The following is a 21,250-nucleotide window of genomic DNA, read 5'->3' on the forward strand; positions in this document are numbered from 1 at the left end:
CCTAGAAGAACGTGCGGACGAGGTCGACGACGCGGGTGCTGCCCGCACGCTCGACCACGGGGAGCCAGCGCCGCTTGTCGAAGGCGGTGCACGGGTGCGAGAGGCCGAGCGACACGACGTCGCCGATCGCGACCGGCAGCGGGGCATCCGATCGCAGGAACGCGTGCTGGTCGTTGAGGGCGGTGACGGATGCCCCGACGAGCGGTTGCTCGTCGCCGCCGAGCGCCGCGGCGACGCCGAACGGCACGGGCAGCCCCTCGTCGTAGGGGAAGTCGCGCTTGCCCCCGTCGAGCAGCGCCAACCCCGGCTCGGGATGCGAGACGACGCGCGCGTACCCGCGCATCGCAGGGGTGAGGGCGGGCGCGCCGGCGCCGGCGCGGGCCATGTCGAGCGGGGAGATGCCGTGGTAGAAGCCGTCGTCGTGCAGCAGCGAGGCGCCCGAGCGAAGGACCCAGCGCGTGCGGCGGCCGGCCGCGGCATCCGCCTCGATCGCGGGCCCGAACTCGTCGGCGACCAGGTCGAGATAGGCGCTGCCGCCGGCTGAGACGATGAGCCGGTCGTCGTCCGTCATGCGACGCACCGCGTCGCGCAGCTCGAGCAGGTCGGCGAGGTGGTCGCGCACGGCGACGAGCGCCGTGGCCGAGCGATCGTGCCCCAGGCTGCCCTCGTAGCACGCCACGCCGGCGAGGCGCAGCACGGGGGAATCCGTGACGCGGCGTGCGACCGCCTCGGCGGCGTCCAGGGTGCGGGCGCCGGTGCGTCCGCCGTGGGCGCCGAGTTCCACGAGCACCTCGATCGGGCGGGGGAGCGGCGTGTCTGCGATGCCGTCCTCCATCGCCTCGACGGTCTCGACCGAGTCGACCCATGCGGTGAACGCGACGTCGGGGTCGGCGAGCTCCCGCGCGACCCAGGCCAGCGCGCGCGGCGCGACGAGGGCGTTCGCGAGCATGATGCTGGAGACGCCGAACGAGCGGGCCGTGCGCACCTGGCCGGGGGTCGCGAGGGTGAGGCCGGTCGCGCCGGCCTCGAGCTGCAGGCGCCAGAGGGCCGGCGCCATGGTCGTCTTGCCGTGCGGCATGAGCTCCATGCCGCGCGCGGTCGCCCATGACTGGATCGTCGCGGCGTTTCGGCGGAGCGCATCGGCGTCGAGCACGGTGAGCGGTGTCCAGAACTCGTCGAGGCTCGGATCGGTCGCGAGGAACTGGCGCACCGTGAGTCCCGCCGCTCGCTCGGGCAGTCCGGTGTCGCTCGGTGCGAGCACCTCCGCGGCGAGGTCGTCGATTCGGCGTGGCATCCGTGCCCTTCTCAGCTCATCGGCGCTGTTGCAGATGCTGCAACACGTTTGCATGGGATCTGCACACGCGCCAGCATAGGGGGCGTGACCGCCCTCCCAGAAGTGCTCGCCGTCGGCGAGACGATGGCGCTCGTCGCCCCAGCGCTCGCAGAGCCGCTCGAGACGGCAGCCGACTTCCACCTCGACCCGGGCGGCGCGGAGGCGAACGTCGCCTCCCACCTCACGGCCCTCGGGCGTCGGGCCGCGTGGGCCGGCGCGGTGGGTGACGACGCGCTCGGCCGGCGGATCGTGCGCCAGCTCGCCGACCGTGGCGTCGACACGCGCTGGGTGACCGCCGATGCCGACGCCCCGACGGGCGTGTACTTCAAGGATCCGGGCCGCGGCGTGCGCTACTACCGGCAGGGTTCGGCGGCCTCGCGGCTCGGTCCGTCGTTCGTCGCAGGGCTTCCGCTCGGCGGAGTGCGGCTGCTGCACCTCAGCGGCATCACGCCCGCACTCTCGCCATCGTGTGATGCGCTCGTCGACGCGCTCCTCGACGCGGCCGCCGCCGCCGGCGTGCCCGTGAGCTTCGACGTGAACCACCGGCCGGCGCTCTGGACGTCGACGGATGCCGCGGCGCGGCGCCTGCGGGCGCTCGCAGGCCGCGTCGACCTGGTCTTCGTGGGCCTCGACGAGGCCGCGGGGCTGTGGGGGGCCGAAACCGCCGATGACGTGCGGGCGCTGCTGCCCGGGCCGCCGATCGTCGTCGTGAAGGACGGCGGGGTCGGGGCGACCGGATTCGACGCCGACCGCGCCGTGCACGAGCCTGCGCTCGCCGCCGAGGTGGTGGAGGCGGTCGGCGCCGGGGATGCGTTCGCTGCAGGCTACCTCGCCGAGTGGCTCGGCGGCGCTCCGCCAGCCGAGCGCCTTCGCGCCGGGCACGAGCGCGCCGTCCTCGTGCTCGGTGACACCGCCGACTTCCCGAGACTTCCGAGAGGCTGAGGCATGAACGTCGTCACGAACACCGAGTTCGACGAGCTCCTGGCCGGGCGCCCGCTCATGGCGATCTTCCGCGGCCTCGGGGTGGAGCGCAGCCTGGAGCTCGCCCGCCGGGCGTGGGAGCTCGGCATCGACGTGGTCGAGCTGCCCATACAGACCGACGCGGACGTCGAGGCGCTCGCCGCCGTGGCCGAGGCCGGGCGCGCCGAGGGGCGGGTCGTCGGCGCCGGCACCGTCGTCTCGATGCGGCACGTCGAGCTCGCGGCATCCGCCGGCGCGTGGTTCACCGTGAGCCCGGGATTCGACCCCGAGGTGGTGCGTGCGTCGGCGGCCGCCGGCCTGCCGCCCTTGCCGGGCGTCGCGACGGCCAGCGAGGTGCAGGCGGCGATGGCGCTCGGCCTGACCTGGTTGAAGGCGTTCCCGGCATCGCTCCTCGGGCCGGGGTGGTTCCGGGCCATGTCGGGACCGTTCCCGGGGGCGCGGTTCGTCGCCACCGGGGGCATGGATGCCGCGAACGCGGGGACCTTCCTCGCCGCCGGCGTCCGCACCGTCGCGGTCGGCTCGGCCCTCGAGGACCCGGACACGCTCTCCGTGCTCGCAGGGCTGGTCGGCCGGTAGTCCGCCGGGAGTCCATCGCACGCCACTCGATCGCAGGCTGCTCGGTAGCGCATCGGGGTGTTCGCCGTGCACCCGAATCACAGCCGAAACACCTGCGCAATAACTAAATAGATTGTTTCCGATTACTTCCTTTTCTGTTAGGGTCTCTTCCAGTAACGCCCCGAGCACCGAGCTCCTGCACCTGCGGCGTCACTGCCATCCACGCAACGAAGCACGAGAGGAACAACGGAACGATGATTCGAACCAAGCGCTCCATCGCGGTGGCCCTCGCCGCCGGGGCGGCTGCACTCGCCCTGGGCCTGTCGGGCTGCGCCCCATCGACCGGATCCGACGGCGGCGACGCCTCCGTCCTGCGGGTCTGGGCGGGCAGTGCGACGCCCATCAACCACAACTTCAACCCGTTCGCGGTCGACACCGCCGTGCACGCCACGTACGGCGCGATCTACGAGCCGCTCTTCTTCTTCAACCAGCTCTCCGCCGACGCTCCCACCGGGCTCATCGGCGAGAGCTATGAGTACAGCGAAGACGGCACCGTCCTCACCGTGAAGATCAAGCCCGACCAGAAGTGGAGCGACGGCGAAGACCTCACCGCAGAAGACGTCGCCTTCACGTTCACCTACGGCTCGAACGTGAGCGAGCAGCTGGTCTCGGCCGAGGCCACCGACGACACCACCGTCGTGCTCACGTACACCGAACCGCGGTTCACGAGCGCCTCGCTCATCCTGGGTTCCACCTGGATCGTGCCCAAGCACATCTGGGAGGGCATCGAGGACTTCATGGGCGAGACCAACCCCGAGCCGGTCGGCTCCGGCCCGTACGTGGTGAAGAGCTTCACCGAGGCGGCCTACACCGTCGAGGCGAACGAGCTCTTCCGCGACGGCGCGCCCGCCGTGAAGGAGGTGCAGTACCTCGGCCTCGACTCGAACCAGTCGTCGCAGGACCTGCTCACCACCGGCAAGATCGACTGGGTCGGCCAGTTCATCGCCAACCCCGAGGCCGTGACCGGCAAGGGGAACATCTCCACCCTGAACATGCAGCAGGATCCGACCACGATCATCACCTGCGCCAACGCCGATCTCGGCTGCACGGGACAGCAGACCGATACCGCCGTGCGCCAGGCGATCAACGTCGCGATCGACCGCTCCGCAATTCGCGAGAAGGCCTTCGCGGGCCTCGCAGGCGAGTCGTCGCCGTCGTTCATGCTCCTGCCGCGGGACGAGCAGTGGCTCTCCGATCCCGAGCTCACGGCGAGCCCGCAGGACGCCGACGCGGCAGCGGCCGGTGAGATCCTCGAGGCGGCCGGCTACACGAAGGGCTCCGACGGGTTCTACGGCAAGGACGGCGCGGCGATCGAGATCGACCTGTTCTCGCCCGACGGCTGGACCGACTACAACGACGCGGCCAAGCTCATCTCGGAACAGGCGGCCGAGGCCGGCATCCGCATCAACGCCCGCACCGTCTCGGATGCCGAGTACTGGACCCCGATCTCGTCGGGTGACTTCCAGATGGCCCTCTACGGCCTGACCCAGAGCCTGGTCGCCGACCCGTACTCCAACTACCACGAGTACTTCGCCGGCACCTCGACCGTGAAGGTCGGGGAGGACCCGCTGGAGGGCCAGAACTACTCCCGCTACAGCAACCCGGCGGTCGACGCCGCGGTCTCGGCGGCCGGTGCGACCCAGGACGAGGCGGTGAAGAAGGCGGCCTACGCGACGATCCAGTCGGAGATCGCACGCGACCTCCCGTACATCCCCGTGGTGCTGAACGCCTCGCAGTCGTTCTTCAACACGGAGAAGTTCACCGGCTGGCCGACCGAAGGCGACCTCTACGCCGCACCGCTGCCGTATCTCTCGGTCGCGTCGGCGGTGGTGCTCACGCACCTGAAGCCGGTCGAGTAGGCCAGAGCGATCCCATGGAACGAACCTTCTCGAGCGCGAGGTCGACAGGATGAGCTTCTACCTTCGGCGGGTCGCCTTCTACCTGGTGACCCTCTGGGCGGCGATCTCGCTCAACTTCCTCCTGCCGCGCCTCCTCCCGGGCGACCCCGCCAAGATCATGCTCGGCAAGCTCCGGCGTGCGAACGGCGGGCGGCCCATCTCGGAGGAGACGGTGCAGGCGATCACGTCGATCCTGGGCGCCGAGAAGGGGATGTCCCTCTGGGACCAGTACGTCGCGTACTGGGGCCGGCTGCTGCACGGAGACCTCGGCGTCTCCTCCACGCGGTATCCGGCCCCGGTCGCCGACCTCATCGCCAGTGCCCTCCCCTGGACGATCATCGTGGTGGGCGTCGCCACCGTGATCTCCTTCCTGCTCGGCGTGGCCGTAGGCGCATGGGTCGGATGGCGCCGCGGCACTCGGCTCGACCACCTCGTGCCGATCACGACCGTGTTCCAGTCCATCCCGTACTTCTGGCTCGCGCTCGTGCTCGTCGCAGTCTTCGCCGTGCAGCTCGGCCTGTTCCCGATCGTGGGCGGATACGACGTGTTCGCGTTCCCGGCCGGACCGGAGTGGAGCTGGGCCTTCGTCGGCAGCGCCGTGTACCACGCGATCCTACCGGCGGCCACGATCGTGATCTCATCAGTGGGCGGCTGGCTCCTCGGCATGCGCAACATGATGGTGTCGACGATGTCGGAGGACTACGTCGTCACCGCGGAGGCGAAGGGGCTGACGCCCAGGCGCATCCGCACCAGGTATGCGGGCCGGAACGCGGCGATCCCGAGCCTCGCCGGGTTCGGCATCGCGCTCGGCTTCGTGGTGGCCGGGTCGATCGTGATGGAGCAGGTGTTCAGCTATCCCGGCATCGGCAAGCTCATGATCCAGGCGGTGCAGGGACTCGACTACGCGCTCATGCAGGGCGTGTTCCTGGTGATCACGCTCACCGTGCTCGCCGCGAACTTCATCATGGACCTCGTCTACGGGTTCATCGACCCGAGGGTGCGACACAATGGATGACTCGCAATCGACGCTCGACGTGACCGAGGCCGAGCGCGAGCTCGATTCGCGCGACGATGTCCCGTTCCACGCGCCGGCGACGGCGGAGGCGGCGAGGGAAGCCGTCCGCGAGGAGACCGCCACGGCGGCGGTTGCCGCGGCATCCGTGCGGCGCGGGCGCTTCCGCCACCTCCTCCCGAGCCGCTCCGGCAAGCTGACCGCGGGTCTCGTCGTGGTGGGCATCATCGTGCTGTTCGGCGTCGTCGCGCCGTTCTTCGTGCAGTCGCCGAGCGACTCCGACAATCCGTCACTGCTGCCGCCGTCGCCGCAGCATTGGCTCGGCACCACGAAGCTCGGCTACGACGTGTTCTCGCAACTCGCCTGGGGCACCCGCGGGTCGCTGTTCATCGGCATCGTCGCCGGCGTCGTCGCGCTCGTGCTGGCCATCGTCTTCGGCGTGCTCGCGGGCTATTTCGGAGGCGTGATCGACGAGGTGCTCACGCTCTTCACCAACATCGTGCTCGTGATCCCCGGGCTGCCGGTGGTCATGGTGATCGCCGCGTACGTGCAGAACGCCGAGGGGCTCGGGCCGCTGGCGCGGAGCTCCCTCCTCGTCGCCCTGGTGCTCGGCATCACGAGCTGGGCCGGATCGGCGGTCGTGCTCCGAGCACAGGCCCGGTCGCTGCGCACGAGGGAGTACGTCGCGGCGGCCCGCGTCGCGGGAGAGAAGCCGATGCGGGTGATCTTCGTGGAGATCCTGCCGAACCTGGTGCCGCTGCTGGCGGCGCAGTTCCTGTTCGGCATCATCTTCGCGGTGCTCGGCGAGGCGGGCCTGTCGTACCTCGGGCTCGGACCGACCGGCTCGATCACGCTCGGCACGATGCTGAACGACGCGCAGACCGGCCAGGCGGTGGGCACCGGAGCATGGTGGTGGTTCGTGCCGCCTGGCGCGGTCATCGCCGCCCTCGGCGCCGGCCTCTCCCTCATCAACTTCGCGATCGACGAGGTCGTGAACCCGAAGCTCAGGCTGGCGCCTGAGAACGCGAAGCGCCAACGCAAGGCCGCCAAGGCCGGCAAGGGCGTCGCCGACAGTGGAGCATTCGCATGAGCCTCGCACCCGAACCCGTGCTGAGCGCACGTGACGTCTCGATCGAATACGAGGTCGACCCCCCGGTGAGGGCCGTTCGCGGCGCATCGCTCACCCTGCACCGCGGCGAGATCCTGGGGCTCGCGGGCGAGTCCGGCTGCGGCAAGACCACGCTCGCCTACGGCCTGAACCGCCTGCTGAAGGCCCCCGCCCTGATGACCGGCGGCGAGGTGGTGTTCCACGACGTGTCGGGTCGTGACGTCGACGTCGTTGGACTCGACGGCGAGGCGCTGCGCACGTACCGCTGGGACAAGGTGTCGATGGTCTTCCAGGGGTCGATGAACTCGCTGAACCCGGTGATGAGCGTGCGCAGGCAGTTGCACGACGTGTTCTCGACGCATCGACCCGGCATGCGCCGCGGCGAACGCGAGGCCCGCAGCAGTGAGCTGGTGCAGCTCGTCGGCGTCGACCCGTCGCGCCTGTCGAGCTTCCCGCACGAGCTCTCCGGCGGCATGCGCCAACGCGTGATGATCGCGATGGCGCTCGCGCTCGATCCGCAGGTGATGATCATGGACGAGCCGACGACGGCACTCGACGTCGTCGTGCAGCGCGGCATCATCCGCGAGATCATGCGGCTGCGCGAGCGCCTCGGGTTCGCCGTCATCTTCATCACGCACGACCTTCCGCTGCTCATCGAGATCAGCGACCGCATCGCGATCATGCTCGAAGGCGAGATCGTCGAGCAGGGCACTGCGCACGACATCTACCGCACCCCGCAGCATCCGTACACGCGTCGGCTGCTGTCGAGCTTCCCCAGCCTGCGCGGCGAACGAGGCGACTTCGTGCGCCGGGGAACGACGGCACAGGGAGGTGCGGCATGAGCGGCTCCGCCTCGTCCGATGCCTGCCTCGAAGCACGGCACCTAGTGAAGGACTTCCGGCTGCGAAGCGGCGTGAAGGCCAGGACACTGCACGCGGTGAAGGAGGTCTCATTCACCCTCGAGCCCGGCCGCACCGTCGCGCTCGTCGGCGAGAGCGGCTCGGGCAAGTCGACGATCGCACGCATGATGGCCAAGCTCGAGGCGCCGACGTCGGGCGACGTGCTGCTCGACGGCGTACCGAGTGCCACCCGAGGCGGCGCCCTCGCCCGGTATCGCCGCGACGTGCAGATGGTGTTCCAGGACCCGTTCGGCTCCCTGAACCCGTTCCACACGATCCTCCACCACCTCGAGCGACCGATCCGCATCCACCATCCGGGCCTGTCGTCGAGGGAGGTCGGCCATCGAGCGCATGAGCTCCTGGAGCGGGTGCAGCTCACGCCGTCGTCTCGATTCGCGGAGCGCCGGCCCCACGAACTCTCGGGCGGGCAGCGACAGCGCGTCGCGATCGCGCGGGCGCTCGCGCCCGGGGCGCGGTTCATCGTGGCCGACGAGCCGGTGTCGATGCTCGACGTGTCGATCCGGCTCGGCGTGTTGAACCTGCTCGCCGACCTGCAGCGACAGGAGCACCTGGGCGTGCTGTACATCACGCACGACCTGGCCACTGCGCGGCACTTCTCCGACGAGATCCTCGTGATGTACCGGGGCGAGATCGTGGAGCGCGGGCCGTCCGATCGTGTGATCCTCGATCCCCGGCACGAGTACACGAGGACACTGCTCGAGGCGGCGGCCGATCCCGACCGTCTCGGGCTCCTGCGCGACGAGGTGCGGAACGGCGGGTGAACCTACGATCAGTAAAGAATGTTTTCAGATAGAGTGACGAGAACGAGACCGCAACTGAGAGGGGGGCGAGATGAGCCAGGTCGATCCGGGCACGCCGGCGTGGCTGGCCGCCAGAAACGACCGCACCGCGTTCCGACTCCTGCTCGAGCACGGCCCGCTGACCCGGTCGAAGCTGGGCGAGCTGTCGGGGCTCTCCAAGCCCACCGCGACCCAGATGCTCACCCGGCTGGAGCGCGTCGGCCTCATCCAGCCGGTCGGCGAGGTCTCGGGCGGCCGCGGCCCGAACGCGGTGAGCTACGGCGTGCGCACCGACCGCATCACGGGGGTGGCCGTCTCGATCCTCGCCGGCACGATCCACGCGGTCGTCGTCGATGCGATCGACCGCGAGCACCCGATCGCCCAGGTCGCGACGGATGCCGCGGGGCGCACGCCCGAGGGCGATGTGAGATCCGCGGTGCGAGCGGCCTGCCGGGCCGCGGGCATCGACGAGTCGACCGTCAGTCGTGTCGTGATCGGCGTGCAAGCCGCCGTCTTCGTCGACGGCGACGAGCTCTCGTTCACGGACACCCTGCCCGGCTGGCCCGCGCTTGGCGCGCGGCATCGCATCGAGGAGGCGCTCGGCCTCACGGTGACCATCGACAACGACGTGAACCTCGCGGCCATGGCCGAGCGGGCCGCGGGTGTCGCGCAGGACGCATCCAGCTTCGCCCTCTTCTGGATCGGCGACGGCCTCGGCGTCGGGGTCGATCTCGGCGGGGTCGTCCTTCACGGCGCGTCGGGCGGCGCCGGCGAGATCGGGTACCTCGCGGTGCCGAAGGGCGCCGGGAAGCTCGCCCCCGAGGCGAACGACTTCACGGATCTCCTGGGCGGGCCGGCGGTCGCGCGGCTCCTGGGCGGCGCCCTCGGCGAGTCGCTCACCGACATGCTGCCCCGTCTCGCCGGCGACGGGACGGCCCTCGCCGCGCTCGCCGACCGGGTCGTCCTCGCGATCGACCCGTTGCTCGCGATCCTCGACCCCGCGATGATCGTGCTGGGCGGCCCGACCGGGCTCGCCGGGGGTGATCGGCTCGCCGATCTCGTCGCCGCGCGCGTCGACCCTGCGGCGCATCCGAAGCTCGCGGTGCGCACGAGCGGCACCGGCGCCCAGCCCGTGCTGCTCGGCGCACGGCAGCAGCTCGTCCATCAGATCCGCGACCAGCTCGAGGCGGACATCTCGCTCGCTCCCTGACCCACTCCGGCCGATCGACGGATGCCGCGCGAGGCATCCGCCCGTCGACCCTGCCGCCGAACCGCGCCCAGCGGGCGCGCCCCACCATCACGCACCTGAATCGAGGACCCATGAAGCTCGCCATCGTCGGCGGAGGCTCCACGTACACGCCAGAACTCATCGACGGCTTCGCCCGGCTCCGCGGGGTGCTTCCCCTCGAGGAGATCCACCTCGTCGACCCCGACGAGCATCGGCTCGCGCTCGTCGCCGGCATGTCGCAGCGGATGCTCGCGCACGCCGGGCATCCGGCCCGCGTGGTCGGCACGACCGACCTCGTCGCGGGCGTCGCGGATGCGGACGCGGTGCTCATCCAGCTGCGGGTCGGCGGTCAGGACGCACGGCATGCCGACGAGACCTGGCCGCACGAGGCCGGGTGCATCGGACAGGAGACGACCGGGCCCGGTGGGCTCGCGAAGGCGCTTCGAACCGTGCCGGTCGTGCTGCGCATCGCGGACGTCGTGCGCGCCCACGCGAAGCCCGGCGCCTGGATCGTGGACTTCACGAACCCGGTCGGCATCGTCACGCGGGCGCTCCTCGAGGCCGGCCACCGCGCTGTCGGGCTCTGCAACGTCGCGATCGGATTCCAGCGCCGGTTCGCGTCGATCCTCGGCGTGGGACACGACGAGATCGAGCTCGGCCACGTCGGCCTCAACCACCTCACGTGGGAGCGGAGCGTGCGCGTCGGCGGTCGCGACGTACTGCCCGGGCTCCTGCACGACCGGCTCGACGACCTCGCCGCCGACGTGCACCTCGCGCCGGCGCTCGTCGCAGGACTCGGCCTCGTGCCTTCGTACTACCTGCGGTTCTACTACGCCCACGACGAGGTCCTGCGCGAGCAACTGCGGGAGCCGACGCGCGCCGAGGCCGTGCGGGCGATCGAGCGGGAGCTCCTCGCGCTCTACGCCGACGAGGCGGAGCACGAGAAGCCCGCCGCGCTCGAAGCGCGGGGCGGGGCGTTCTACTCGGAGGCGGCGATCGAGCTGCTCGCGGCGATGCGGGCGCCCGCCGGGCGCTCGCGCGTGGTCAACCTGCGCAACGACGGCGTGCTGCCGTTCCTGCCCGACGACCACGTCATCGAGGTCCCGGCCGTGTTCCGCGACGGGGGATTCGTCGCGGAATCGGTCGGGCCGCTGCCCGAGGACATCCGCGGGCTCATCGCCGCGGTGTCCGGGTACGAGCGCCTCGCGCTCGACGCGGCGGTCGTCGGCGGTCGCGATCGCGTGCTCCGCGCGATGCGCGCCCACCCGCTCGTGCTGCAGCACGACCGGGCCGAGCAGCTGACCGACCTGCTGCTGGCGAAGAACGCGCCCTTCCTGGAGTGGGCGCGATGAGCGGCCTCGTCGTCGCGGTCGACGGCGGCCGCTCGAAGACCGACGCGGTCGCGCTGACCCTCGAGGGGGACCTCGTGGCCCATCGGCGCGGGCCCGGTTCGAGTCCGCACTTCGAGGGGCTCGCCGAATCGGTCGCGATCGTCGACGGTCTCGTCCGCGCTGTCGCAGGGGATGCCGCGATCGCCCAGGTCGATCTCTACGTCTCGGGGCTGGACCTTCCGATCGAGGTGGAGCGCTACCTCGCGGCGATCGCCGCCCAGGCCTGGAGCAGCTCCTCGACCTTCGTCGGCAACGACCTCTACGCCCTGCTCCGCGCGGGCACCGACGAGCCCGACGCAGTGGCGGTCGTGTGCGGCACGGGCGTGAACGCGATCGGCGTGCGGGCGGATGGAGCGGACGCGCGGTTCCCCGCGCTCGGTCCGATCTCGGGGGACTGGGGCGGGGGCAGCGGGCTCGGCGAGGAGGCCCTGTGGCATGCGGCCCGCGACGTCGACGGTCGGGGGCCCCGGACTGCCCTCACAACGGCGATCGCCGAACGGCTCGCCGTCCCGTCGGTGACCGCGCTCATCGAGGACCTCCACTTCGGCAGGCGCGACGCGGGCGAGCTCGCCGCGCTCGCACCCGTCGTGTTCGAGGCGGCGCGCGCGGGCGACATCGTCGCGGGAAGCCTCGTCGACCGGCAGGCGGAGGAGATCGTCGCGTTCGCTCGGGCCTGCATCACGAGGCTCGGACTCCAGGGGCATCCGGTGCCCGTCGTGCTCGGCGGCGGAATCGTCCGCTCGGGCGACGAGCGACTGCTCGGCGCCATCGCCACAGGACTCGCGGCGGAGGCTCCCGCGGCGCGCATCGAGATCTTCGACAGCGCGCCGATCGTGGGGGCCGCCCTGCTCGCGCTCGGTCGTGCGGGAGCCGACGCGGAGGTCCTCCGCAGGGCGCGCGAGGCCGTCATGGCGACCGTGAACGACGACGCCACGGCTCCCGTCGTCACGGCCGCGGCGGGCTGATCGCCCCCGGCCGCCGCGGTCGGGCTCAGCCGCCGAGCGCGCGACGCGCCGCGACGTCCTGGTGCGCGAGCCGCCGCAGCGCGAGGATCACCGGCTCGTAGAGGGCGGTGCCGAGCACCGTGTACTCGACGGCGGAATGCGGCTCCTGAGGCATCCGCTCGAGGTCGTACTCCGCGAGCTCGTGCAGCTGGTGACCGTACGCGCGCAGCCGGGCGTCGCTGATCGGCATGCCCGCGTCCTCGGTGGCCGCGAGCGCGGCCTCGAGCTGTGCGACGGCGGCGTAGTGCGGGTCGTAGACCTGGCCCAGCGCCTCGAGTGCCGCCCGGGCTCGGGGGTAGGGGTCGGGGTCGTCGACGGATGCCTCGTCGACGGGCGGCGGCAGGGCGCTCACCGCGCGACCGAGCGTGGCATAGAGGTCGTCGCCGGGGTCGTCGACGAGTCCGAGGATCGTGCGGGCCTGCTGCACGCTGAGCCCGACCGGGCCGGTGAGCGCGCGGATGAGGCGGATCCGCCGCACGTGCGAATCGTCGTAGGTCGCCTGTGTCGCCGACGTGGCGACACCCGGGTGAAGCAGGCCCTCGCGCAGGTAGTACTTGACCGTCGCGACCGGCAGGTCGGCCGCGGCGGCGAGCGCCGAGATGCGCATGCCGCCTCCTTGCATTGGATAGCTCAACTCTCTATTATTGGAGAGTATCACTATCCAATCATGCTCCCGAGACGAAGGATCGCGCCATGCCGTCCCCGAACGACCTCATCCTCATCGGCATCCTGCTGCTCGCGCTCGTCACCGTCGAGAGCGGCGGGTACTTCCTCACCCGTGTCGTGCGCGGCCACGCGCCGGCGAACCGGTTGCAGATGAGCTTCTACCGTGCGGGCCACGCGCACGCCGCGGTGCTGCTCGTGCTGTCGATCGCGATCCTCGCCGTGATCTCGTACGCCGCGCTCGACGGCTTCTGGATGCAGCTCGCCCGCACCGGCGTGCCGATCGCGGCGATCCTCATGCCCGCCGGGTTCTTCCTCTCGGTGACCGGCAAGGACCCCGAGCGACCGAACCGCCTGATCGTGCTGCTCTGGCTCGGCGTCGTCTCGCTCACCGCCGCGCTCATCACCGCGGGCATCGGCCTCATCGCCGGGGGAGTGGCGGCGCTCTGACGTGATCGACGCCCGGCACGGCGAGCGGATGCTGCGACACGACGCCGTGGCATCCGCTCGGGCCATCGACCGTGTCGGCGGCGGGCGGTAGCGTCGGCGCATGGCCATCCCGCAGCGCTTCTCCCTCGTGACCCTCGGCGTCGCAGACGTCGACGCCGCCACCGCCTTCTACCGCCGGCTCGGCTGGCGGCAGTCCACGCACTCAGGCGACGGCATCACGTTCCTCGCCACGCCCGGCCCGATCATCGCGCTCTGGACGAGCCCCGAGCTCGCCGTCGACGGCGGCCTCGCCAGCGAAGCGGATGCCCCGTCGGCGCCGCCCTTCCGCGGCATCTCGCTCTCCATCAACTTCGACTCGCGCGACGAGGTCGACGCGGCGCTGTCCGACTGGGCGGCGGCCGGCGGCGAGGTCTCGAAGCCGGCCGAGGAGACCGACTGGGGCGGCTACAGCGGCTACGGCCGCGACCCCGACGGCAACCTGTGGGAGTTCGCCCACAACCCGTTCTGGCCGCTCGACGAGCGCGGCATGCCGCAGCTCGACGGCGGCGAGGTCGACTGAGCGGCGTTGTCGCACACCGCGGTCCCGGCGCGGGTGCGCGGCCACCGGCGCGGGTGCGCGGCCACGGGCGCGGCCACGGGCACGGGATGGTACCCGGTCAGGGGCGGCTTACAACGCACCTAGACTGGAATCCGTGAATTCAGAGGAAACCGTCGACGTCGTGCTCATCGGCGGGGGCATCATGAGCGCAACGCTCGGCTCCCTCATCTCCCAGTTGGAGCCCGACTGGAGCATCCGCGTCTACGAGCGACTCGGCGAGGTCGCCCAGGAATCCTCGAACGCGTGGAACAACGCGGGCACCGGTCACGCCGCCCTCTGCGAGCTCAACTACATGCCCGAGAACCCCGACGGCACCGTGAGCGCGGCCAAGGCCGTCTCGATCAACGAGCAGTTCCAGGTGAGCCGTCAGTACTGGGCCTACCTCGTCTCGATCGGTGCGCTGCCCGAGCCCCACAACTTCATCAACTCGACGCCGCACATGACGTTCGTGAGGGGCAAGGCGAACATCGAGTACCTCAAGAAGCGCGTCGAGGCACTGAAGCGCGAACCCCTGTTCCCCGACATGGAGTACACCGAGGACCTCGAGCGCATCGCCGAGTGGACCCCGCTCATGGTGAAGAAGCGCAACCCCAAGCAGCGGGTCGCAGCGACGCGGGTCGACTCGGGCACCGACGTCGACTTCGGTGCGCTCACGAAGTACCTCTTCCGCGACATGGAACGTCGTGGCGCGTCGGTCCAGACGAACCACCAGGTCACCTGGCTGAAGCGCCAGAAGGACGGGACGTGGAAGCTCCGCGTGCGCCACCTCGTCGGGCAGACCCCCAAGGTCGTGCGCGCCCGGTTCGTGTTCGTCGGCGCCGGCGGTGGGGCGCTCGCGCTGCTGCAGCATTCCGGCATCCCCGAGATCAAGGGCTTCGGCGGCTTCCCGATCTCGGGCCAGTTCCTCCGCACGACGAACCCGAAGGTCGTCGCGCAGCACCAGGCGAAGGTCTACGGCAAGGCCGCCGTCGGTGCGCCGCCGATGTCGGTGCCGCACCTCGACACCCGCGTCGTCGAAGGCGAGGCCGCACTCCTCTTCGGTCCCTTCGCCGGATTCACGCCGAAGTTCCTGAAGTCGAGCACCTGGTTCGACCTGCCGTTCTCGATCCGCCTGCACAACCTCGGCCCGATGCTGCAAGTCGGGCTCAAGAACTTCGACCTCGTGAAGTACCTCGTCTCCGAGCTCCTCGCCTCGCGCGCGAAGAAGATGGCTGCGCTCCGCGAGTTCATGCCCACGGCGAAGGACCGCGACTGGGAGCTCATCACCGCCGGCCAGCGGGTGCAGGTCATGAAGAAGGACCCCGAGAAGGGCGGCGTGCTGCAGTTCGGCACCGAGATCATCACCGGTGCCGACGGCACGATCGCGGGACTCCTCGGCGCTTCGCCGGGCGCATCGACGGCCGCGCCGATCATGCTCGACGTGCTCGCCCGCTGCTTCCCCGACCGGTTCGTCGGCTGGGAGCCGAAGCTCCGCCAGATGATCCCGAGCTACGGCCGGGAGCTGTCGATCGATCCCGTCGCCGCCGAGGCTTCACTCACCGAGACCGCGAAGGTGCTCGAACTCACCGCGTGACCTGCGCGTCGAGGAGCCCGCGCAGCGGGCGTCTCTCCGTGGGGTGAGGAGCCCGCGCAGCGGGCGTCTCGAAACCCGGTGCTTGGCCTCCGCGCGGGGTTCTGCTATCGTCGTCCCCGCTATGAAGTGAGCACATCCCATCGTCCCGCGCCTGAGGCGCCGTTGACACGGGTGTGCACCTTCCACTGAACGCGACAGTGTCGCGCGCACCCTTCGCGACGGCGGATGCCCGGCGGGACCCACCACTCCGCTCCCGGGTCGTCGTCCACGCCATCGTGCCGCGTGCGCGCCGCTCGGTGCATCGTTCGTGCCCGCCCGCGCCGGCGGCGTCGGGCGAGGCCCGGGAGCCAATCGCGAACGGACGTATCGCATGGCTGTACACCTCACTCATTCCCTCTACCTGCGCGCCGACGGGCTCTCGGTCGCGTACGCGCATCGGCGCGTCTTCACCGACCTCGGCTTCACCGTCGCGCCGGGCCAGCGGCTCGGCCTGATCGGCGAGAACGGCGTCGGCAAGTCCACCCTGCTCCGACTGCTTGCCGGCGCCGACGGTCGGGCGGATGCCGCATCCCCCGCCGTCGGCGACGCGACCGTGTCGGGGCGGCTCTCCCGCCCCGCGCGCACCGGGCTCCTCGCGCAGGAGCTGCCCTTCCGCCCCGACGATCGCGTCGGCGACGTGCTCGAGGCCGCCCTCGCCGAGGTGCGCGCCATCGAGCGCGAGCTCGACGCGGCTGCGATGGAGCTCGCCGTCGACGCATCCGACGAGCGCGCCGCGGCGGCATCCGCCGCCCGGTACTCGTCGGCGCTCGACGCGGCCGAGCGTGCCGACATCTGGTCGGCCGACTCGCGTCGCGACGAGGTACTCGAGGGGCTCGGCGTCGCCGGGCTCGGGCTCGACCGCCGGATCGACGAGGTCTCGGGCGGACAGCGCACCCGGTTCGCGCTGGCGGCCCTGCTGCTCAGCGCCCCCGACGCGCTGCTGCTCGACGAGCCGACGAACCACCTCGACGACGACGCCACGTCCTTCCTCGAGGACCGGCTGCGCGCCTGGCGCGGACCGGTGCTGTTCGCCAGCCACGATCGCGAGTTCCTCGACCGCGTGGCGACCGGGCTGCTCGACCTCGACCCGGGCCGGCAGGGGGCGCTGGCGCTCGCCGGGTCACGTGCGGACGCGGGGACGTCGCGCGTCGACGTGCTCGCGGCATCCGGCGGCACCGTCTTCGGCGGCGGCTTCAGCGAGTTCCTCGCCGTCAAGGCCGAGGAGCGCGATCGCTGGCGACGTCAGTACGAGAACGAGCAGGACGAGCTGCGCCGCCTGCGCGCCTCGGTGGCCCAGACCGCGCGCAACGTGTCGCACGGGCGTGCGGCGACCGACAACGACAAGTTCCTCAAGCACTTCAAGCGCGGCAATGTCGAGCAGGCGGTGTCGCGACGCGTACGCAACGCCGAGCACCGCCTCGAGACGCTCGAGCGCGAGCAGGTGCGCAAGCCGCCGACCCCGCTCGCGTTCGCGGGCATCCCGTCGGGCTCGCACGCACTCGAGGAGGCGTCGGGCCTGCTGCTGCAGCTGTCGGACGTGTCGGTCGATCGCCGACTCGAGCTCGGTGCGCTTGAGGTGGCGCCGTTCACGCGCCTCCTGGTCACCGGGGCGAACGGCGCCGGCAAGTCGACGCTGCTCGGCGTGCTCGCCGGCACGCAGGGCGTCGACCGCGGCGTGGTGCAACGACGCAAGGGGCTCCGCGTGCAGCTCCTCGAGCAGGACGTGCGCTTCGCCGATCCGGATGCCTCGCCGCGCCGACTCTACGAGCGCGTGCTCGGCGAGCGGCGCGCCGAGCAGGTGCCCCTGGCGGGCCTGGGACTCATCGCCGCGGGCGACCAGTCCCGGCCGGTCGGATCGCTCTCCGTCGGGCAGCAGCGCCGGCTGGCGCTGGCGCTCGTGATCGCACGGCCGCCGCACGTGTTCCTGCTCGACGAGCCGACGAACCACCTGTCCCTGGCGCTCGCGACCGACCTCGAGGAGGCGCTCGGCACCTACCCCGGCGCCGTCGTCATCGCGAGCCACGACCGGTGGCTGCGGCGCCGCTGGGCGGGGGAGCGGCTCAAGCTCGAAGCGGGTCGCGCCGTGCGCGAGACCGTGCGCCAGCGCTGAAATGGGGCGAGCGGATGCCGCGGCCGGCCACGGCTCGCCGCGGCATCCGCTTGCCTGAGATTCGAACATGTGTTCGAATGGGTGCATGCGGTGGAGCGGGCAGGAACTCGGGGTCGAGCAGGCCGACACGCTGCCCGGGCTCGCCAAGCTGAACAACCTCGTGCGCTCGGTGCAGACGCCCGAGTTCGCCGGGGTGACGTTCCACGAGGTGCTCGCGAAGTCGGCGTTGAACCACGTGCCGGGGCAATCGGCCATGCCCTTCGCCTGGACGATCAACCCCTATCGGGGCTGTTCGCATGCTTGTGTGTATTGCATACACCCCGACACTGAGATCACCCTCGCCGACGGTCGGTCCGCACCGCTCTGGTCTGTGGACGTTGGTGCCAAGGTCATCGGCACACGCATGGTCGGCAGCATGCGACGCTACGTGGAGTCCGAGGTGATCGCGAAATGGTCGACGCGCAAGCGTGCGTACAGTGTGACCCTGGCCGACGGCACATCGATCATCGCAAGCGGCGACCATCGCTTCCTCACACCACATGGTTGGAAGCACGTGACGGGGGCGATGTCCGGCCCTGGTCAGCGACCGTACCTCACGACACGGAACACGCTGATGGGTTTCGGTCGCGGCACGCGGCCCGAGGCGACGCCGCCGTCGGTCCTCGACCGCCACTACATGCGCGGATACCTCACCGGCATGATCCGTGGCGATGGGATGATGCTGCGGCGTGAGTACCCGAGGTCCCGAGGCGGCGGAACCTACATGGCGAACTACTTCAGGCTCGCCTTGGCCGACGGGGAGGCGCTCGCGCGTTCGCGAATGTATCTGGAGCAGTTCGAGGTACCGACGAGGATGTTCCGCTTCGCCGAGGCGACGGCGACGCGTCGTGAGATGACTGCGATCCGAACAGCCCGCCGATCCCACTACGACGCGATCACTGAACTCATCGAGTGGCCGGTCGATGCGGGCGCGACGTGGCAAGCCGGTTTCCTCGCCGGGATCTTCGACGCTGAGGGCTCCTGTTCGAGCGGCATCCTTCGTATCGCCAACGCTGACAAGACCATCCTGGGGAAGACCCTGCGGGCACTCGATCACTTCCGTCTCGACGGCATTCTCGAGCCCCCGAGATCGAACGGTGTCGCAACCGTGCGTGTACGAGGAGGGCTCTCTGCTCGGCAGGCATTCTTCAACATCACCCAGCCGGCCATCACGCGAAAGCTCTCTCTCATCGGTTCCGCCGTGAAGACGCACGCAGACCTCCATGTGACGTCAATCGAGGATCTCGGCGAGGTGATCGAGATGATGGACATCACGACGACGACGGGCGATTTCATCGCCAACGGCGTCGTGAGCCACAACTGCTTCGCCCGCCCGACGCACACTTACCTCGACCTCGACGCCGGCGACGACTTCGATCGGCAGATCATCGTCAAGGTGAACGTCGCCGAGGTGCTGCGCACCGAGCTCGCCAAGCCGTCGTGGCGGCACGAGCCTGTCGCGCTCGGCACGAACACCGACCCCTACCAGCGCGCAGAGGGCCGGTACTCGCTGATGCCCGGCATCATCGACGCGCTCACGACCAGCGGCACGCCGTTCAGCATCCTCACGAAGGGCACGCTCCTGCGGCGCGACCTGCCGCAGTTGGCGGATGCCGCGACGCGCGTGCCGGTCGACCTCGCCATGTCGATCGCGGTCTACGACCACGACCTGCAGCAGTCCGTGGAGCCGGGCACGCCCAGCACGAAGGCGCGACTCGCAACCGTGACCGCCGTGCGCGAGGCGGGGCTCGAGTGCTCGGTCTTCCTGATGCCGATCCTCCCGTACCTCACCGACACGCGCGCCCACCTCGATGAGGCGCTCGGGCAGGCCAAGGCGGCCGGAGCGTCGAGCGTGCTGTACACCGCGCTGCACCTGAAGCCCGGCGTCAAGGAATGGTTCATGCAGTGGCTCGAGCGCGAGCATCCCGAGCTGGTGCCGAAATACCGCTCCATGTACTACGGCAACAACGCCTACGCGCCGAAGGCCTACCGTCGCTGGCTCGACGAGCGGATGCGGCCGCTGATCAGGAAGCACGGCCTCGAGCGCGGGCGTGAGGATCCCCTGACCGGCGGCGTGCGGTCGGCCGCGCTCGCCGCGCGCACGTCGGCGCCGGCGTTCGACGCGCTCGGCGCGCCACCCGACCCGTCGGCCCTCTTCTGAGCGACGCGGCGCTCATGCGACTGCACGAGTCACGGCGGAACTGTCATAATCCGCAGAGGCCGCCGCGCGAACCCGATCGCCGCCGGCCTCGCGAGCGGAGGATCACGATGACCCTGGGGTTGCCGGGACATCTCGCCCGTGATTCGCTCAGCAGGGCGCTCGCCCATGCCGGACATTGCGCGGCCTGGGTGTGCCTCGGAATCGCGGTCATCATCGGCGTGATCGGTGCGACGAGCAGCGGAGACCCCGCAGGCTGGACCGGGGCCGTGCTCTCCGCGGTGATGGCGGTGCTGCTCCTGCTGGTCGCGCGTTACCCCACGGTCACGCTCACGCTGATCTACCTCGTCGCCGGAACCGGCACCGTGCTCGCGGTCACCGTGCTCGTGATGGACCCGGCCTACCGGTTCGAGACCACGAACAACGTCATCCTCGCGCTGCCGCGCGTCGCGCTCATCCTCGTGGGCGGTGCCGGCGCCGGGTCGGTGCTCGCCATCACGTGGGCCGCACTCGGCTATGGACTGGGCGAGGCCGCATCGTTCCTCGGCGCCGCGCTCGCGGGCGGCGTGTGGTCGCCGAACATCGCCGCGGCCATGGCGTTCGGGATCCTCGTCGTGGTCCGCACCTTCGACGGCGTCAGCCGTCGGTCCGACTCCCGCCGGGAGACCGGCCTGCACCGGGCGAGCCAACAGACCCGTGAGCTCGCCATCCGGCACGATTACGAGCTCCGCGCCACCGCGCGACTGCACGACACGGCTCTCAGCCACCTCGTCGCGATCGCCGCCGCCGGCTCCGGACCCGTCGATGAGCGCCTCCGCGACGGCATCCGAGCGGACCTCGGCCTCATCGTAGGTCGCGACTGGGCGGCCGACCACGGTCAGGGACCCGACACGGACGGCGCGATCGGCCGGGCGGCGGGCGCGGCGCCGACGACGATCTCGCCGGTATCCGACGATGATGCACCGACGCTCGAGCAGGCCTTCTCCACCGCTGCCAACGCCGGCCTCGACGTGCGGATGACCGGCGACCTCGCCGTGCTCGGGCTGCTCGGCCCGGCACGCGCAGCCGCGCTCGACGCGGCCGTCGCGCAATGCCTCATCAACGTCGCCCGACACGCCGGGGTCGGCGAGGTGGAACTCGCCATCGGGTTCGGCAGCGGCGACGTGACGGTCGCCGTGATGGACAGTGGCGTGGGCTTCGACGAGCGGGAGGTGCCCGAGGACCGCATCGGCCTGCGCACCTCGATCCGCGGGCGCATCGAGCAGGAGGGCGGCATTGTCCGGCTCTGGTCGACGAAGGGCGTCGGCACCACCGTCGTGCTCACCGTGCCGGAGGGCGGCGAATGAGCCGC

The 21,250-nt window shown here is 70.9% G+C and carries 18 protein-coding genes; 16 read left to right on the forward strand and 2 right to left on the reverse strand.

Annotation, left to right across the window (positions count from 1 at the left end; translation table 11 throughout):
- Nucleotide 1: 1 nt before the first annotated feature.
- Nucleotides 2–1,294, reverse strand: coding sequence for an alanine racemase (locus ASG80_RS09470; protein WP_056729958.1), 1,293 nt, complete (start codon nucleotides 1,292–1,294; stop codon nucleotides 2–4).
- 84 nt (nucleotides 1,295–1,378) lie between these two features.
- On the opposite strand from ASG80_RS09470, the gene ASG80_RS09475 reads away from it, so the two are divergent.
- From ASG80_RS09475 to ASG80_RS09520, 10 genes are all read left to right on the forward strand, one after another.
- A complete protein-coding gene (locus ASG80_RS09475) occupies nucleotides 1,379–2,275 on the forward strand; it encodes a sugar kinase (RefSeq protein WP_235508255.1) in 897 nt (298 codons plus the stop codon).
- A gap of 3 nt (nucleotides 2,276–2,278) precedes the next feature.
- A complete protein-coding gene (locus ASG80_RS09480; protein ID WP_056729960.1) occupies nucleotides 2,279–2,890 on the forward strand; it encodes a bifunctional 4-hydroxy-2-oxoglutarate aldolase/2-dehydro-3-deoxy-phosphogluconate aldolase in 612 nt (203 codons plus the stop codon).
- Between the two features lie 233 nt (nucleotides 2,891–3,123).
- A complete protein-coding gene (locus ASG80_RS09485) occupies nucleotides 3,124–4,788 on the forward strand; it encodes an ABC transporter substrate-binding protein (protein ID WP_056729962.1) in 1,665 nt (554 codons plus the stop codon).
- A gap of 49 nt (nucleotides 4,789–4,837) precedes the next feature.
- Nucleotides 4,838–5,842 carry an ABC transporter permease gene (locus tag ASG80_RS09490; protein WP_056729964.1) on the forward strand — a complete coding sequence of 335 codons (1,005 nt, stop codon included), beginning with the start codon at nucleotides 4,838–4,840 and terminating at the stop codon, nucleotides 5,840–5,842.
- Nucleotides 5,835–6,929, forward strand: coding sequence for an ABC transporter permease (locus ASG80_RS24010; RefSeq protein ID WP_156401756.1), 1,095 nt, complete (start codon nucleotides 5,835–5,837; stop codon nucleotides 6,927–6,929). Before ASG80_RS09490 ends, ASG80_RS24010 begins: the two co-directional genes overlap by 8 nt.
- Nucleotides 6,926–7,789, forward strand: coding sequence for an ABC transporter ATP-binding protein (locus tag ASG80_RS24015; protein WP_056729966.1), 864 nt, complete (start codon nucleotides 6,926–6,928; stop codon nucleotides 7,787–7,789). Before ASG80_RS24010 ends, ASG80_RS24015 begins: the two co-directional genes overlap by 4 nt.
- Nucleotides 7,786–8,628, forward strand: coding sequence for an ABC transporter ATP-binding protein (locus tag ASG80_RS09505; protein WP_056729968.1), 843 nt, complete (start codon nucleotides 7,786–7,788; stop codon nucleotides 8,626–8,628). Before ASG80_RS24015 ends, ASG80_RS09505 begins: the two co-directional genes overlap by 4 nt.
- A 70-nt stretch (nucleotides 8,629–8,698) precedes the next feature.
- Nucleotides 8,699–9,856 (forward strand): ROK family transcriptional regulator, encoded by a 1,158-nt coding sequence (locus tag ASG80_RS09510; protein WP_056729970.1) that lies wholly within the window; start codon nucleotides 8,699–8,701, stop codon nucleotides 9,854–9,856.
- 110 nt (nucleotides 9,857–9,966) lie between these two features.
- Nucleotides 9,967–11,226, forward strand: a complete 1,260-nt coding sequence (locus tag ASG80_RS09515) for a 6-phospho-beta-glucosidase (RefSeq protein ID WP_056729972.1) — start codon at nucleotides 9,967–9,969, stop codon at nucleotides 11,224–11,226.
- Entirely contained in the window at nucleotides 11,223–12,230 is a 1,008-nt protein-coding gene (locus ASG80_RS09520; protein WP_056730869.1) for an N-acetylglucosamine kinase, read from the forward strand. Before ASG80_RS09515 ends, ASG80_RS09520 begins: the two co-directional genes overlap by 4 nt.
- A 25-nt stretch (nucleotides 12,231–12,255) precedes the next feature.
- Here the strand turns inward: ASG80_RS09520 and ASG80_RS09525 are convergent, their stop codons facing one another.
- Nucleotides 12,256–12,876 (reverse strand): MerR family transcriptional regulator, encoded by a 621-nt coding sequence (locus ASG80_RS09525; RefSeq protein ID WP_056729975.1) that lies wholly within the window; start codon nucleotides 12,874–12,876, stop codon nucleotides 12,256–12,258.
- An 86-nt stretch (nucleotides 12,877–12,962) separates the two neighbouring features.
- Here ASG80_RS09525 and ASG80_RS09530 point away from each other — a divergent pair, with 86 nt between their 5' ends.
- The 6 genes from ASG80_RS09530 (at nucleotide 12,963) to ASG80_RS09555 (ending at nucleotide 21,245) form a co-directional block, all read left to right on the forward strand.
- Entirely contained in the window at nucleotides 12,963–13,382 is a 420-nt protein-coding gene (locus ASG80_RS09530) for a hypothetical protein (RefSeq protein ID WP_056729977.1), read from the forward strand.
- Between the two features lie 100 nt (nucleotides 13,383–13,482).
- On the forward strand, nucleotides 13,483–13,941 hold the full coding sequence (locus tag ASG80_RS09535; RefSeq protein ID WP_056729979.1) for a VOC family protein: 459 nt from the start codon (nucleotides 13,483–13,485) through the stop codon (nucleotides 13,939–13,941).
- Nucleotides 13,942–14,074: 133 nt separating this feature from the next.
- Entirely contained in the window at nucleotides 14,075–15,553 is a 1,479-nt protein-coding gene (locus tag ASG80_RS09540; RefSeq protein WP_082590058.1) for a malate:quinone oxidoreductase, read from the forward strand.
- Nucleotides 15,554–15,923: 370 nt separating this feature from the next.
- Nucleotides 15,924–17,702, forward strand: coding sequence for an ABC-F family ATP-binding cassette domain-containing protein (locus tag ASG80_RS09545; protein ID WP_056729981.1), 1,779 nt, complete (start codon nucleotides 15,924–15,926; stop codon nucleotides 17,700–17,702).
- A gap of 85 nt (nucleotides 17,703–17,787) precedes the next feature.
- Entirely contained in the window at nucleotides 17,788–19,902 is a 2,115-nt protein-coding gene (locus ASG80_RS24125) for an intein-containing Rv2578c family radical SAM protein (protein ID WP_056729983.1), read from the forward strand.
- A gap of 107 nt (nucleotides 19,903–20,009) precedes the next feature.
- Nucleotides 20,010–21,245 carry a sensor histidine kinase gene (locus ASG80_RS09555; RefSeq protein WP_156401757.1) on the forward strand — a complete coding sequence of 412 codons (1,236 nt, stop codon included), beginning with the start codon at nucleotides 20,010–20,012 and terminating at the stop codon, nucleotides 21,243–21,245.
- The last annotated feature ends 5 nt before the right edge of the window (nucleotides 21,246–21,250 follow it).

Source organism: Agromyces sp. Soil535, assembly GCF_001428255.1.
Taxonomy (GTDB): Bacteria; Actinomycetota; Actinomycetes; order Actinomycetales; family Microbacteriaceae; genus Agromyces.